At 33.4% G+C, this 14,141-nt stretch carries 18 protein-coding genes; 2 read left to right on the top strand and 16 right to left on the bottom strand.

Features of this window, described 5'->3' with window-relative positions:
* Positions 1-515: 515 nt before the first annotated feature.
* From B5V89_RS05290 to B5V89_RS05305, 4 genes are all read right to left on the bottom strand, one after another.
* Entirely contained in the window at positions 516-1,715 is a 1,200-nt protein-coding gene (locus B5V89_RS05290) for an MFS transporter (RefSeq protein ID WP_108070801.1), read from the bottom strand.
* 133 nt (positions 1,716-1,848) lie between these two features.
* The gene (locus B5V89_RS05295; protein ID WP_066232858.1) at positions 1,849-2,151 is read right to left on the bottom strand and encodes an ArsR/SmtB family transcription factor; all 303 of its coding nucleotides are present in this window, start codon (positions 2,149-2,151) and stop codon (positions 1,849-1,851) included.
* Positions 2,152-2,488: 337 nt separating this feature from the next.
* Positions 2,489-3,091, bottom strand: a complete 603-nt coding sequence (locus B5V89_RS05300; RefSeq protein WP_066232732.1) for a hypothetical protein — start codon at positions 3,089-3,091, stop codon at positions 2,489-2,491.
* 641 nt (positions 3,092-3,732) lie between these two features.
* Complete coding sequence (locus tag B5V89_RS05305) at positions 3,733-3,891, bottom strand: DUF3934 domain-containing protein (RefSeq protein WP_084347720.1); 159 nt, start codon at positions 3,889-3,891, stop codon at positions 3,733-3,735.
* A 348-nt stretch (positions 3,892-4,239) separates the two neighbouring features.
* On the opposite strand from B5V89_RS05305, the gene B5V89_RS05310 reads away from it, so the two are divergent.
* Positions 4,240-4,608, top strand: a complete 369-nt coding sequence (locus B5V89_RS05310) for a hypothetical protein (protein ID WP_108070803.1) — start codon at positions 4,240-4,242, stop codon at positions 4,606-4,608.
* Positions 4,609-4,862: 254 nt separating this feature from the next.
* Here the strand turns inward: B5V89_RS05310 and B5V89_RS05315 are convergent, their stop codons facing one another.
* The 9 genes from B5V89_RS05315 to B5V89_RS05355 form a co-directional block, all read right to left on the bottom strand.
* Complete coding sequence (locus B5V89_RS05315) at positions 4,863-5,432, bottom strand: dihydrofolate reductase family protein (protein ID WP_066232738.1); 570 nt, start codon at positions 5,430-5,432, stop codon at positions 4,863-4,865.
* A gap of 301 nt (positions 5,433-5,733) precedes the next feature.
* Positions 5,734-6,045, bottom strand: a complete 312-nt coding sequence (locus tag B5V89_RS05320) for a CPCC family cysteine-rich protein (RefSeq protein WP_170112448.1) — start codon at positions 6,043-6,045, stop codon at positions 5,734-5,736.
* A gap of 188 nt (positions 6,046-6,233) precedes the next feature.
* Positions 6,234-6,578 carry a hypothetical protein gene (locus tag B5V89_RS05325; RefSeq protein WP_066232741.1) on the bottom strand — a complete coding sequence of 115 codons (345 nt, stop codon included), beginning with the start codon at positions 6,576-6,578 and terminating at the stop codon, positions 6,234-6,236.
* 470 nt (positions 6,579-7,048) lie between these two features.
* Complete coding sequence (locus B5V89_RS05330) at positions 7,049-7,810, bottom strand: hypothetical protein (RefSeq protein WP_108070805.1); 762 nt, start codon at positions 7,808-7,810, stop codon at positions 7,049-7,051.
* Between the two features lie 197 nt (positions 7,811-8,007).
* Positions 8,008-8,853 carry an AraC family transcriptional regulator gene (locus B5V89_RS05335; protein ID WP_108070806.1) on the bottom strand — a complete coding sequence of 282 codons (846 nt, stop codon included), beginning with the start codon at positions 8,851-8,853 and terminating at the stop codon, positions 8,008-8,010.
* A 58-nt stretch (positions 8,854-8,911) separates the two neighbouring features.
* Positions 8,912-9,103 (bottom strand): hypothetical protein, encoded by a 192-nt coding sequence (locus tag B5V89_RS05340; RefSeq protein ID WP_066232752.1) that lies wholly within the window; start codon positions 9,101-9,103, stop codon positions 8,912-8,914.
* A gap of 179 nt (positions 9,104-9,282) precedes the next feature.
* Positions 9,283-9,654: a hypothetical protein gene (locus B5V89_RS05345; RefSeq protein WP_066232755.1), complete on the bottom strand. Its 372-nt coding sequence runs from the start codon at positions 9,652-9,654 to the stop codon at positions 9,283-9,285.
* A gap of 173 nt (positions 9,655-9,827) precedes the next feature.
* Positions 9,828-10,622: a glutamate racemase gene (gene murI, locus B5V89_RS05350; protein WP_108070808.1), complete on the bottom strand. Its 795-nt coding sequence runs from the start codon at positions 10,620-10,622 to the stop codon at positions 9,828-9,830.
* A 224-nt stretch (positions 10,623-10,846) separates the two neighbouring features.
* Complete coding sequence (locus B5V89_RS05355) at positions 10,847-11,563, bottom strand: dihydropteridine reductase (protein ID WP_066232761.1); 717 nt, start codon at positions 11,561-11,563, stop codon at positions 10,847-10,849.
* Positions 11,564-12,120: 557 nt separating this feature from the next.
* On the opposite strand from B5V89_RS05355, the gene B5V89_RS05360 reads away from it, so the two are divergent.
* Positions 12,121-12,402, top strand: coding sequence for a hypothetical protein (locus tag B5V89_RS05360; RefSeq protein ID WP_108070810.1), 282 nt, complete (start codon positions 12,121-12,123; stop codon positions 12,400-12,402).
* A gap of 83 nt (positions 12,403-12,485) precedes the next feature.
* Here B5V89_RS05360 and B5V89_RS05365 read toward each other — a convergent pair whose 3' ends face one another.
* The 3 genes from B5V89_RS05365 to B5V89_RS05375 all read right to left on the bottom strand — a co-directional run.
* Positions 12,486-12,782: a hypothetical protein gene (locus B5V89_RS05365; protein WP_108070812.1), complete on the bottom strand. Its 297-nt coding sequence runs from the start codon at positions 12,780-12,782 to the stop codon at positions 12,486-12,488.
* A gap of 130 nt (positions 12,783-12,912) precedes the next feature.
* Positions 12,913-13,293: a VOC family protein gene (locus tag B5V89_RS05370; RefSeq protein ID WP_107958736.1), complete on the bottom strand. Its 381-nt coding sequence runs from the start codon at positions 13,291-13,293 to the stop codon at positions 12,913-12,915.
* A gap of 345 nt (positions 13,294-13,638) precedes the next feature.
* The coding region (locus B5V89_RS05375; RefSeq protein ID WP_483401376.1) for a GntT/GntP/DsdX family permease at positions 13,639-14,141 on the bottom strand (503 nt) is incomplete at its 5' end.

Raw genomic sequence — 14,141 nt, forward strand, 5'->3', positions numbered from 1 at the left:
TATTAAGACAAAAGCTTGGAAAATCCCAAGATTTTTGTGTGCTAATTATATTGTTATTTAATCTAAGAAGCTCATATTATTTGTGCTGCTATTTTAGCTTTTTTCACGTTATCGGAACTACTTAAACGGCGACCTCATCTTCTTTGCCTCTTGCAACCGTTAATTGAATAAAGAAATCCCTTATTGTTTTAAAATTTCAATCTGTTGGAGTTCCCAAGAATTATGTTTTTCCTTACTATAATCTGCAACGGTAATAATCTCTTCCATACTTTTGGTAAAGGTACACCCATAATTTCTCGATATATATCAATAGGAGTTACTGCTCTCCTCATTCTAATTCTATAAAATTAACCGAAAACCCTTCTTCAATTGACTGCCCCGATAGTAAAAGGCTGCTACGTATAAGTAGCAACCTTTTAAAATACTTTTTATTTAGTTCTCCTCTTAATTGATCACTTAATAGGCATATGCCCTTGCTGGTTCATAAATAATATTTTACCTTTTCTATAACTTTATTATTTTAAATCTATTTTTCTACTAACTGAGGTTTTATACGCTACTGACATCTTGAATGACTGTGCCCGGGAAATTAGCAAAGTTGCTACAATAGCTATTGTAACTCCTAGTGCACCTATCCAGGTAACTGAAGATAGTGATACTTTCTCAACAAAAATACCTCCAATTCCTGCACCAGCTGCCATTCCCAGTTGCATTACTGACTGATTTAAACCTAATAATATACCTGTTGACTCTGGTTCGATGGTAGCCAAGTTATATTGCTGTGTTGGTCCCGATGACCAAGCAGCAAATGACCATAGTATTAATATAATTAGAACACTAATATAAGAATTTGTTACAAGAGATAATAATACTAACATAATGATATGTAACGACATTCCACCTAGAAGTGTTTTTTGAACTCCCCAGCGATCTGTACTATATCCACCAAATTTCGAACCGATCAAACTTGCGACACCAAAGATTAACAATACACCACTTAAAAGTTTTTCCTCTATTCCTGATACATTTAACAAGTAAGGTGAGAGGTAAGTATAGGCTATTGAATACCCGCCAAGCCAGAAAAAAGTGATTGCTAACCCAATTGTAACCTTTCTTTTTTTAAGGAGAGCTAACTGTTTAAATAGTGGTACCGACTTATCACCTTTAATAGGTGGAATAGATGCTCTAATTATTATTATTGCAAGAATTCCTAGCAATGCTATACCACCCAAAACAGCTTTCCAACCGAACGCACTAGAAATAATTCTTCCAAGAGGTACTCCTATGATTAATGAAGCCGTAAAGCCCATAACCACCGTAGCAATTGAGCTACCTTGTTTACCTTCTGGTGCTATCTTTGCGGCAATAGTTAATGCCGTAACAACAACCATCCCTGCTCCAAGTGCCATAATTACTCGAGCTACCACAAATAATCCGAAACCTGGTAGGATGAATGCTAAGATATTACCGATTACGAACAAACCTAGCGAAAAAACCATTAATTTTCGTCTATCAACACTAGACGTTATTCCCATAAAAATAGGTGTAAATATTGCATAAACAAGTGAAAATATTGTAATTAATTGACCTGCCGCAGCCAAAGTTATTCCAAGAGAATCCGCAATCGTATCTAAAATTCCCGAAATAATATATTCGGAAGTTCCTACTAAAAAACTAACGATAGCCAAAACATAAATCTTTAATGTATTAGACAAAATAATGTCACTCCTTATAATTTTATTTTCATATTGATATATCGAACATTTTCGATATGTTTGATTAAAAAAATATCGCCCAGTAATAGCGGAAATGAAACTGAATTTTCCCAAAGAATTCAGTTTCATTCAGTTATTTCTTTTGCTTCAAGAACTCAGCGATTCCATTGATGGCATCTTCATTTCTTTTGTAATAAGTAAATTTACCGATACGTTCGGCCTTTATAAGTCCAGCCTGTAAGAGCATCGAGAGATAATGCGATGCCGTCGATTGCGTCATTTTCAATTTTTCTGTAATTTGACTAACGCAAACCCCAGTTTTGTTCATATCAATCCCTTCGTGGGGAGTAAAATGGAGATCTGGTTCCTTAAGCCATTCTAAAATTTGAAGCCTTGCTTCATTAGATAATGCTTTAAAAATATCAACTTGTTTCATACAAATCATTATATCGAGAATTATCAATACGTCAAGTGCAAATTTTCTAAAAGGACAAAACTTCTTTCTATATAAAAACACAAAACGTGTATTTTAATTGAAAAAACAACCATTACTTTGACTGATTCAACTAAGAAGAATCGAAGAAGATATGAAAAAAGATTGATTAAAAAATTCCTTTTTTCCAATGTATTTAAAAACCGTTATTTTGAAAAATAGATTGATCAAAATGACGGTTTTCGGTTTGATTATACAATTTTTTATAATTAAGTTTAAACATATTTTATTAAACTAAGGCCCACGTTACTTTAAGTACATTTCTTTACAAATTCAAAGCTTATTCATTGATGATTCTAACACCATTAGGATCCACAATTGGTGAAGAAATCAGATTATTAATTATAGCTTGTTTAATTGTTACTACATCTCCAATTTCCGAATACACTCTATTTTTAGATGTACCAAATAAAGTTAAAAGGTCGCTTTCTAATCCTGCTTTTTTGGTTTCCAACTTTAATTCTTGTAAATTTATCTTACTATTTAGGGAATCTACTACGTCCGTATTGGTCTGAAGCTCTATTCTAAAATGATATGGTGTTGATATGAAGGTTCTGCGTTCTCTTTTATCAACTTTCCAACTGAGTTTAACGGCATTTTCACATATTTTCTCTCGTTCTTTATCAGATACTAAAAAGCCAATATGGTCGAACATAATTCTTTTACCATATCCAAAGGTAATATTTATAGTTCCTTTTCTTGCCTCAATAATACGAAATAGGATATTTTTCTCCCGAAAATCCTCCCATTTTAAGGGAGGGTTAAACTCTTGAAATTCTCCCTGGTATCTACCTATACGTTGAGATATACGAAAACCATTATCTTCATAAAATTTTTCCGTTTCTTCAACATATGGAGTCCAAAAATGATAATGAAATAACATAAAATCCCCCTCTTTATGTAATTTACCATTCACAAAACCCAGTTATTAACAGTATAAATATTTAGTAATCTTTGTTCAACTAACCTGCTCATTAGTAAAAAGGTTGCTATTTATATTTGCACAGCCTCTTAGAAATACTTTTTGATGGTCCCATCAACATGAAAGTTTTGTGGATTTGTCGCAAGCTTTGAACGATCCAACTTTCTTTGAGTTAGCGTAATTTCACGGGATATTTCTTTTACTTTTCTCGGCTAAATTTACAATGAAACTTTTGTTAAAACTGAAACAGCGACGGTGGAGATACCAATATCTAAACCTACTTTTCCTTTACCAAGTTTTCTGTTTTTTGATGGTGGATAACCTCATCCCACCCCTAAAGGAGTGGGCTTTCTCGTTCGGGAAATTCTGTAAACCAAAATAACCTCACTTTCATTCTAACTACCGAAAGTTAAATGAAAGTGGGGTCATATTTAAGTTCTGTTTAATTTTTTTGGAACTTGGTCAGTAATTAACATTGCAAAAGAAATTTACATCATATTGGTTTTAGAAAATGCTGAATTTAAAGCGGCCGGATAATTTACTCAAAGGTAGCTTATATGCTGTATTTGTACCATAATCATCTAAATATTGGATATGTTACTTTAACTATTGCTCGTGGGATCATTTTTAACAACTTTTTTTGTACCTTTACTTATATATGGTTTTGCACTCTTTTTTTTGTTTGTACTAGCTTGCCAACGATTCCACCCCTTCTTGTCTGTTCCTCTCCCTGTACCGCCTTTTCCTTTAGCTTTACTCATAAAATCACTCCATTATTATTCTAAGTTGATTTACCTATCGAGTTCGTTTTTAGTCATTTACTCGGTTATTAATCAAAGCACTTGCAATAAACTTTATCCTTTCACACTTACCATACTAATATGAACAAAAATTAACCAAAAGTCTATTTGATTTATTGAAATGGTTAGAGGTATAAAGTTTTTCTAGTCGATAGTTGCTGGAGTTAGACGTGGACTTAACGCCGTAGAAAGGTTATTTACATAATTAAACTTTGAAGCTTACCAGATAAAAAATCTAGGATTGTCGAATTGAGTCGTTTTATGTATTATGGTACCAGTAGTTATTTTTCACGCTTTGGGGGAGAAACAATGGGAAAGCTATATTGCTTTGAATTGGATGAAGAGAAAGGCATTTTCTTTGTAAAAGTAAGCGGCTTTTTCAAAGAAGAAGATGCAAAAATATATTTAAGCGAGTTTCAAACCATCGTAAATACTATTAATCCTTCAAGGTATAAATTAATTATAGATGGACGCGGACAAGAAGAAGTGGCTAGCCAGGTGGTGGATGATATCACATTCGTTTTAAAATTATATTCGATGGCTAATTTTAAAAAGATAATAATTATTAATCCTTCCTCTTCTACTTCAAGAATGCAAGTTGAAAATTGTGTAAGGAACATTATCTTTCCTGGAATATTTGTGGATTCCATTGAAGAAGCTTACAGCTCTGCCGGGTAACGGACATGAGGTTTGTAATTTAATAGGAAACTTTGTTTTCATTAACAAGTATTTCGGGGTCATTAAGACTCCTTTTTCCTGTCATTAAATTTTTAGATTGTTATTTTCTCCTCTCAGTTGATAACCAATATGGTGACAACGATTATAGAGCCTTTCGATTTTGGCATTAACAGTAATTTTTTATTCTTACAACCAGTAGGATCGACACAAATGGCTCTCTATCTTACGCTGTATCATCGGAATAAATGATACGATTAATGACCATTCCAATGATAAATTATTTGCACAACACCAGAAGAGAATGTTTTTGTACGAACCATTTTTAAATTTAGCCTCTGTTTAATATCAACAAACAGCGGTTTACCCTCACCCAAAACAACAGGGTGTATGGATAATCTAAATACATCCACCAGTCCTAAATTTATAAAAGTTGTAATGAGACTTGCTCCGCCATACAGCCAGATGTCTTTACCAGACCTTTCTTTCAATTTATTTACTTCTTCAACAATGTTATCGTTGATAAATATTGCTTGATTATCAGTCATTTTTTGTGTTCTAGAAAACACATATTTCTCTTTACTATGAACCAATTTCCAAATTTCCTTTTCAGTATCGGAGTCATTATTTTTTGGAGTAAATTGGCCCCATAAATCGTAGCTTTTTCTACCATAGAAAATAGTATCTATTTGATCCAAGAAATCAGTGAACCCCATATCAGAGTCCATAATGCACCAATCGACTTCCCCATTTTTTCCTTCAATAAAACCATCTAAAGTAACAGCCAAATCTAAAATGACTCTTCTCTTATTAACGTAATTTGACATAACTCTTCCTCCCTTTATCTTTCTGATTTTGCTACTTTTGCCCAATGCATAAGGATTACACAACGATTTTAGATAATTCTATGCTACTATAAATATCTTTCTTCTCAAATACAAAAGTCGTTAGCAGTATCTTTTATGAATATAAAAAGAGCCTAATATGCAAGTAGTAGTGCATATTTTAGGCACTTTAATTTTATTCCTTATTGTGTTAATTAGCTATAATATAAGTACATTTTCACAAAAATACCTTCAAAAATATCAATCCGAGTCTAGAAGAGACAATGTATGTTCTAACGATTCTTCATTTTGTTGGATATTCACCTTTTTTTGGTTGCCTACAGGATTCCTTAAACCTAGGTAATACTGCTCCTAACTGTTGATAATTATTTCTTGCTTCAGTCAATGTTAAGCCGTGATTTAGATCACTTGCCACGTCATTACTTTGAATAAACAAGTCTATCTCCCAAAAACATACCGGGCAAATATAGGCAATAACATTTCCATTATTCGGAATTGTAATAAATCCACAGCAAGGGCATGATGAATCTCCAACTACATCAGATTCAATTTCAAGTTGGGCGTTAGTTGTTCCTTCATAGTTTACTATTGGCACATATTTATTATATGTCCTATTTTTTTTATTTTTGATATACATATCCCCCTTTTTTATCTAACTAATTCATTAAAAGCAATAATAAATCCTTCTTTTCTTTTTTTCTAACCCGCCCCTTTAGCTGAAGAAAAAAAGATGGAATCTCAGTGGAATCCCATTTTAAAATAAAGAACTCATTAGTTGAAAAATCAAAAATCTAATCCAGCATACATTCTTGCTGATGAAGAAGGAGAAAAACTTACTTTGTATTTAGCACCAAGTTCCTTCTTAACTTGGTCAGTAAGGAGGTGACCGAGTTTATTATGTTCATTTTCCAATTCAATACCATTTGAACGTAACGTATCTTTGCTCCAATCAATCCATTTACCGTACTGCATTGCCCACTTCATCAGTTCATCTTTTAAGTCCTCTGAAATAGGAACTTCTTCAATATCAAAGTTACAGCCACATTGATTACACCAAATAGGGTCCGTATCAACATCACCTTCTACCTTTAAATCGAATGTTTCTTTATTCTCACAAAAACAACGCATAAGACACGCTCCCTGTTGATACTAATGATTATTTTTTACATTTTTCTTCAATTATCCCGCCCCATTAGCTTAGTAACTTCTTGAACTAATCACTAAAATCTTTAAATAAAGTATCTATTTCTAGAACAACATAAAATCCCCATCGCTGATGAATTTTTCAATTTCTACTGTACCAACCTTCATAAATTCAACTTCCCAATGTTGACCTGGTACAACAATTTCAATCATAATAGCTTCAATTAGCTATAACTGTTAGTTGAATATTCAGAAAATAATCAAATTCTTTTATTTTTGACTACTTGAATCCCAATTCTGAAATTCTTCTACAACAATTTTAAATAGATTTGGGCTTGTAATAAAATCCTCAAAATTAATTACCCTACATATGGCAAGTTTTATTACTTAGATACATTGTTGTCGTTAAATAATTGGTGGTTATACCGAGTTTAATAACTTATGATAACTTTGAACTATTTCCATGTTACTTTAAAGCTACCTTTTACATCGTCACCTGTTACGACTATTCTGTATACACCAGCAACTTGAACCTTTAATTTCATCACTCCCTCACTAACTTCTGTAATTCCGACTAACCTATTTTTCTCGTTTAGAACATGAAATCCATGTCCGCCCCCGTTAGTGTTATTAAATTCATGATACAATGTAATGGTTTGACCTGCCTTGGCTTGAACGGGAATTTCGTGTTTTCCATTGAAATAGTCAAAGGTCGCATTATATGTATGATCACTTTTAACCTCGACCCACTGTTCCTTTTCAGTAAAATCAACATTCATTAAAATGATCAGTGTTAATGGTATAACGAATGAAAACACATATTTAAAAGACTTGAAACGAGAAGATAAATAAGTACCAAAGTAAAAAATCAAAGAACATAACGCTCCGACCGTACCAGCAATCAACGTGTAAACATTTATTGCACTAATAATGAAAAAAGCATAACCCGCAACAATATATAATATAATTTTTATTAAATAACCTGTTTTCGGAACCCTAAATACGTACAAATCAATTAATAAAGAACATAAAATACCATATCCGAAAGCTATTCCCCAAAGAAACCAATTAGCAATTCCTTCAACAAATTCATACATATCTATTCCTGATACAAGTAACACATAATTAGAAATCACAAACATCAAAAAACCTGCACCAGCAAATTTTGTTAACAAATAAGGAATATTTTCTATTAGTCTTTTTCTAAGAACAACCACAAAAAATCCTCCTCAATAAATCAAGGGAAACTACACAATGTAGCTTAAACATGTTTGTTTAAGTACTTTGCTTCAAGGTTCACAATCTTACTTGCTTATTTAAATATGTAAATATTAATGTAGAAATGGAACAAAAGGAACCTCCAAGTTTATTGGAAGTTTCCTTCTTTTGATTACCCTAGTTTATTAATATGTCTTTATTTCGGAATTATAGGAACCCAAAGTTCGTTTCTAGGTTTATGCTTTGGTGGATAATAACATTCGATACAAGGTATATCTGCAAGTTCATATCCAGAAGTTGGAACCCACTCTGTGTACAATCGCTTCCAAGCATTCACTATACCCGGAAAAACAACCCAGGTACTATGGGTAATAGAGAGCGTTTCCATATCACTTGGGACATCTCCATCATATCGGACACCCATAAAGTATGTAAATTCTTCATCCATTATGGCTGCCTCTTTTCCACAAACGCCTAAAAGACTTTCAAGTGTGCATTTTGGTTCTTCCCATGACATATCAATCAATTGTTGCATAAATCCATCCTTTTTTGCACTACTCCAAAGCGTGGGAATTGTTTTAAAGGCTTTACTTGTTTTGACTACCTTACCTTTTCCAATAACTTTTAAATCAAAATCGAGATTCTCAATCCGATACTCCATTTCAGTATCCCCTTTTATTGAAATTTGGAAGGAAATCCTTGGAAAGGCTTTTAATTGTATCCCTTGATTACGAGCTTCTGAAGGTTTAATTCCATGTGTTTTCTGAAAAGCACGGGAAAAAGAGTCAGCAGACTCGTAGCCATATTTAATGGCTACGTCTATAATTCGGATGTCACTTTTTTGAATATCAAATGCAGCAAGTGTTAAGCGTCTCCGTCTGATATATTCAGATAGAGATATTCCCGAGATAGATGAAAACATTCTTGGAAAGTGATATTCGGAACTATATGCTACCTGTGCAATTTTTTTGTAATCTATACCGTACTCTAGATTGTTTTCAATGTAATCCAATGCACTATTCATTCTATCTATCCAATCCATTTTTCCTCTCCTTCCACTTATCTAATCTATAGAAAATGGTATTTATCGGTCCGACATTTCACGCACAAATATGTCGGATTGCTTTCCACTGACTTAATTCTATTACCTTCGGAAATTTCCTTATTATGCTAACCTGCCCTTTAGTCGACTTTAACTCTTGCCCCCGTTGAATAACTATCGCTTGATCGAGTACATCAACTAATTTAGAGGAATTTTTGATTTTTGGAGGTGAATAGATGTACTTCTTCATTTAAAGATCCCTTCATTAATTTCTTTGTTAGTATTTTTAATTTAAGGTACGAAATTTTTAATAGAATAGTTTCATAAAAATTCAATTTGATTGATATCGTACTCCGCAATCTGGCATGATCATAAAAAAACTAATGACGATTGTTCAATTACTGCTATTATTTGGAATGAATATGTTAATCACACAAAAAGAACCCAATTAGGTTCTATTAAATTGTTTAATTGCTCAATTTGCAAAATTTCCGATAGTCCGTTGTCATTCGTGTATTTAAATCCCTCAATTTTTCCTTCTTCCGTTTTAGAAAAAAGGACAATCCCTTCTACACTTGTAGTTTTTTCTTTATCTCCATCTTTCTGACAAGCTACCTTTGCTATAAAAGTATAAAGATAGGGATTTTTCTCGCTTTGTTTAATCGCGATATTTTTAAGACTTAACTTATAGCCATTATTGTAAGCAAAAGTTGGGTATTGAGTACCAAATGCAGCTATGAAGGAATCGAGCCCAGAATCTATAAAGTAAGATCCGTATACCTTTTCGTAATACTTATCCAACCCTTGGTTATCTTCTTTTTTATTGAGCGCTATAAACTCCTCACTAGGACCAGTGAACTGATGCTCATTAGCTTAACAACTTCAACGAGAAAAAATAGTATTTAAAAACCCCTTCGACTGAAGGGGTTTAAACTTATTTTCGATAAGATATAGAAACAGATTTTCATTAAAATTTATACTCCAATTTTTAAATTTATCCTGTCTAACATTTCCAACAGCTTTTTGTAATTAGATAATGTTTCTTTATCTTCTACCTTATATCCGGATTTATAAAATAATATATCTCCTGTCCCATCGTTCATTTGATTTCTTGCTTCGAGAATGCGTTTTAGGTTTTTTGCAGTACCAACGCTTCCAGAAATTATATCAACCTCTTTAGGAAATATTCCCCTTATGATTTTTTCAAAGTATGGGAAATGGGTGCATCCAAGAACGACTGTCCCGTACTGCTTTAAATCAAACGTAGATAGATTTTCCATTAAATATGGTACGACTTTCTCATCTCTAAATTCGAAATCCTCAGCAAATTGGACAAGACCAGGAAGAGGCAGACTATTAACAATATCGTGATGGTCTATGCTTTTCACAAGGTTATGGAACTTTTCTTCCCTAAGAGTCAAATTAGTAGCAAATACTAATACCTTTTTTCTTTTTTTCTCACAGCTTTGAACGGCGGGTTTCACAGCGGGTTCAATACCCAATATAGGGAAGTCATACTTTTGGCGAAGGTCATCCACTGCGATGCTTGTTGCAGTATTACAAGCAATGACTAATGCTTTGATTCCTTGATTAGCCATAAAGTCAACTGCATCAAAAATATATTTCCTTACCTCTTCTTTCGTTTTTTCACCATATGGAACGTGTAAGGTATCTGCATAAAATATATAATCATCATTCGGTAAAAGTTGCAATGCCTGATGAAGAACAGTCATCCCACCAATTCCCGAATCAAAAAAACCAATTCTCACTACTTTCACTCTTTTCCTTATAAATCCTATTAAACACTTTATAAGAATATCATTTTTTATATGTTTTGTTTACTAGTTCTTATTGAACTGCCTCGTTAATTAAACAAGAAAAAGGAGCCACAACTCCCTATTTCACTTGAGCTGCTCTTTCCAATGAGCTCTAAGAATTTTATAGAGGTTATCGCTCCTTTATGGAACATCATTTAGTAAATCGTTTGTCTAGCTTACATTGACAAATCAAATGAGAAAAACTTAGGCAGTTCATTTTCGCGCTTATCGAGCATAATCTGTTCTGGCTGAATGCCCTGCTCACGCAGTACTTCAATGTTCTGTACTAGGAAGTCGTCGCTGCCAACAACATAGAAGAGTCCATCCTTGTCGGCAGCAAGATTTTTCACTGCTTCATAGTAGTCTTTACGATTATCGACGAACTGTGCAGTGAATTTCTTATCAGTTGCGGATTTAAAAATATTAGTGAATAAAAAATCGTTTGATGAATCGATGTTCAGGGAGTGAATTCGATTGACGTTGTCAGCACGTTCGAAATATTCAAGTACAAGCGGTCTGAAAGTTGCTAGGCCGACACCTGATGACAGCAGGTAAACATTTTTGTCTTCTCTTTTTAGCGGTACATTCGAATGAGTTTTAAATATTGCCACTTCATCTCCGACTTTAAGATTTTTTAAAATCGTTTTAAACTCAGAGCACTGCTCTCTAATGCGTGTTGTGATGCCGATTGCATTTTCATGCGGTAATGTAGAGATTGACATATGGCGAATCCTGCTGCGGTTCGGTTTATCTCCAGCATTGAAACCTTCCAGTGCGAAGTGGGTGTGGGATCCTTCTTCCCATGTAAAGCCTTCCGGACAATCGAGCAAGTACGTTTTAACCTCAGGCGTTTCCTCAATAATCTTATTTATTTTAGTCCAGTATATTTGCATTGTATATTCTCCTTAATCAATTATCTATATCGTTACTATCTAATATACAGTAAGTGATAACAATTCTCAATTAAAAAAGATTGATTATTTCAGATAATTTATAAAGTGTTATTCTAGATAATGGACCGTTGGTTGAATAACCGAACGAACATTAATCAAACTTATTTTTTAATTATCGAACTAAACCTCCTACACAAGCTGTATCGTTAAACAAACCTACAAGTAAATCGAGTTTGATAAATAAGCGGAGAAACTTCTGTTAATTAAGAAATAGCACCGAAAATTCCTTAAATAGCCGGAAAAATTCCGACTATTAACTCGAAAAACATGAAAATGAGTAATTTTGCTTTGCTTAACCGGAAATCCTCCGCTTAAATCCCCCGAATCGAGCTCTATTTTGCTGTTTAACCGGAAATATCCGCTTATTTTGATTATCTTTCGTTAGGTGCGCAATATATCCCCCTCATTTCTCCAAAATTCATCCAGCAAATTGAAAGGGTATGATATGATTATTTGTAACAAGTGAGATAAAATTTACATATTTGGGGTCTAAATGAATGTGTAAAAAAAAGAAGAGAAAATCAAAAAGTGGAGAAAAAGAGGATTTCGGAAGTGTAGTGTTTTATTGCAAAAAATGTGATTATGCATTTGAAGTCGATTGGGAGACAATTTGGGACATACAGGAGTGCGCGCACGGGTACGTGGGATTTCATTTAAATGATACATTTATCAGCTGTGATAAATGTGGAGAAATAATCGATAATGAAGAGAAAACGGAATCAGCAGTAAAGAGTCCGAAGAAGCCCATTGACATTGATGATTACGATCTTCCTTTTTAAGAAATCGAGCAAAATAGTGCCTACTTCTCCTACTTTGAATATAAACAATAAAAGGGACGGGATAGGATCCCGTCCCACTTGTCTTATTTGTTTGCAAGTTTTTTTATATTTTCATATCGTTGTATTACTAACTTTTGAATCATTTGTTTCCTTACAGGCCACAGATAGTCTGAATACTTTTCAATTATCTCAAAAAATTCATCTTCCGTTATATCTAAATTAATATTATTATAAACATCCTTATCAACCAGCCCAATTTCTATGGAATGTTCATTGGCAAAGGCTTTTGATGTAGTCTCGGCATACACGATTGTTTCTTCAAATAAGTCTTCGTTTTCCATTAAGTCGAGTAAATCCTCATCTTCTTCCCAATCTGACAATAAGGATGACCCATTATCATACAACGGGGATAGTGAAATAGTGATCTGCCTGGTCCTGGTAGGTTAAGTGTAATTATTTCACAACCTCTTTTTTGTGAAAATTTTATTATATGTATGATTATTGTTTTGTTTATACAGTCAACTCAATAAGATTTCCTTCCGGATCCTCAATAACACTTTCATAATATCCATCTCCAGTGACTCGCGGACCATTAATAAGTCGATACCCATCATTCTTTAATCTGTCTGTCATATGATTAACGGACTCCCTGCTTCCTAAAGAAATGGCAATATGAGCCCAGCCTATCATATCATCCTGTTTTTTCTTATCAATACCCAATTTACGCATAATCTCTAATCGTGTTCCAGAATTAAATGTGAGAAAATATGATTCGAATTTCTTTTCTGCATTATGATACTTATTGTTCGACTTACAATTAAAATACGTTTCATAAAACGTTCTCATGGCTTCCAAATCATTGACCCAAATAGCTACATGTTCAATTTTCATTTCTGTTTCACCCCATTAAGTACTAAAAAATCAAGACTAGCTTCTTTATTAGTAGTATATCACTTTCGAATTTACCTCTAGATTACTACAACTCTTATTCCTTTTGAAAATTCCTTATTCCCGGAAAATACTTTGATAAGTGGTTGATAGTATCTATAAAATTCTATATTATCAGCAGCTAGCTCAAAAGCCTTATTTCATTAAATGGCCCGATTGTTCAACTAACCCCGAAAGTACAATAAAAAGAAACTGCCATTCGTCGGGGTTCTGAAGGACAGTTTTCCGGCAGAGAGTGTGAGAAAAGTCCTGCAAACTCTCCCATTGTTTTTAAAAGAATTTATGCCTTTATATATCCAAAACGTTATTTTTATTCTTAGATCTATTAAAGCCACTGAAATATATTGCTACTATACTAATAAAAATTATTAATACCCCCGCTATAATTAAGGATGCATCTAATAATAAAATAAACCCTAGTCCTGCTACAGAAGTAATAGTGGAAAGTATTGTCCATGTTGAAAATGTTTCCTTCATGCTTAATCCAAAATATTCTTTAATCATCCAAAATCCTGCATCATTAACATGTGAGCAAATTGAACTACCTGCCCCAGTTGCAAGAGTTACTAAAGCTAAATTAACATCGTATTGGGCCAGCATCGGAATAATTAATCCTGCAGTGGATATAGCTGCAACTGTGGCTGATCCTAAAGATATACGTAATATTGCAGCAACTAACCAAGCAAGTATGATAGGTGACATTGAAGTTCCTGTAAATAATTTTGATACATAATCCCCTACACCACCATCAATTAGAACTTGCTTGAAAGGTAAGCCCCCAATCAAACAAC

It is taken from the genome of Heyndrickxia sporothermodurans (assembly GCF_003055045.1).
Classification (GTDB): domain Bacteria; phylum Bacillota; class Bacilli; order Bacillales; family Bacillaceae_C; genus Heyndrickxia; species Heyndrickxia sporothermodurans.

What these genes read in the sequence shown, in the direction of transcription:
- B5V89_RS05295 (WP_066232858.1), bottom strand. Translation starts at nt 2,151, where the DNA reads ATGAAACAAGTTGATATTTTTAAAGCATTATCTAATGAAGCAAGGCTT.
- B5V89_RS05300 (WP_066232732.1), bottom strand. Translation starts at nt 3,091, where the DNA reads ATGTTATTTCATTATCATTTTTGGACTCCATATGTTGAAGAAACGGAA.
- B5V89_RS05305 (WP_084347720.1), bottom strand. Translation starts at nt 3,891, where the DNA reads ATGAGTAAAGCTAAAGGAAAAGGCGGTACAGGGAGAGGAACAGACAAG.
- B5V89_RS05310 (WP_108070803.1), top strand. Translation starts at nt 4,240, where the DNA reads ATGGGAAAGCTATATTGCTTTGAATTGGATGAAGAGAAAGGCATTTTC.
- B5V89_RS05315 (WP_066232738.1), bottom strand. Translation starts at nt 5,432, where the DNA reads ATGTCAAATTACGTTAATAAGAGAAGAGTCATTTTAGATTTGGCTGTT.
- B5V89_RS05325 (WP_066232741.1), bottom strand. Translation starts at nt 6,578, where the DNA reads ATGCGTTGTTTTTGTGAGAATAAAGAAACATTCGATTTAAAGGTAGAA.
- B5V89_RS05335 (WP_108070806.1), bottom strand. Translation starts at nt 8,853, where the DNA reads ATGGATTGGATAGATAGAATGAATAGTGCATTGGATTACATTGAAAAC.
- B5V89_RS05340 (WP_066232752.1), bottom strand. Translation starts at nt 9,103, where the DNA reads ATGAAGAAGTACATCTATTCACCTCCAAAAATCAAAAATTCCTCTAAA.
- B5V89_RS05355 (WP_066232761.1), bottom strand. Translation starts at nt 11,563, where the DNA reads ATGCAAATATACTGGACTAAAATAAATAAGATTATTGAGGAAACGCCT.
- B5V89_RS05360 (WP_108070810.1), top strand. Translation starts at nt 12,121, where the DNA reads ATGTGTAAAAAAAAGAAGAGAAAATCAAAAAGTGGAGAAAAAGAGGAT.
- B5V89_RS05370 (WP_107958736.1), bottom strand. Translation starts at nt 13,293, where the DNA reads ATGAAAATTGAACATGTAGCTATTTGGGTCAATGATTTGGAAGCCATG.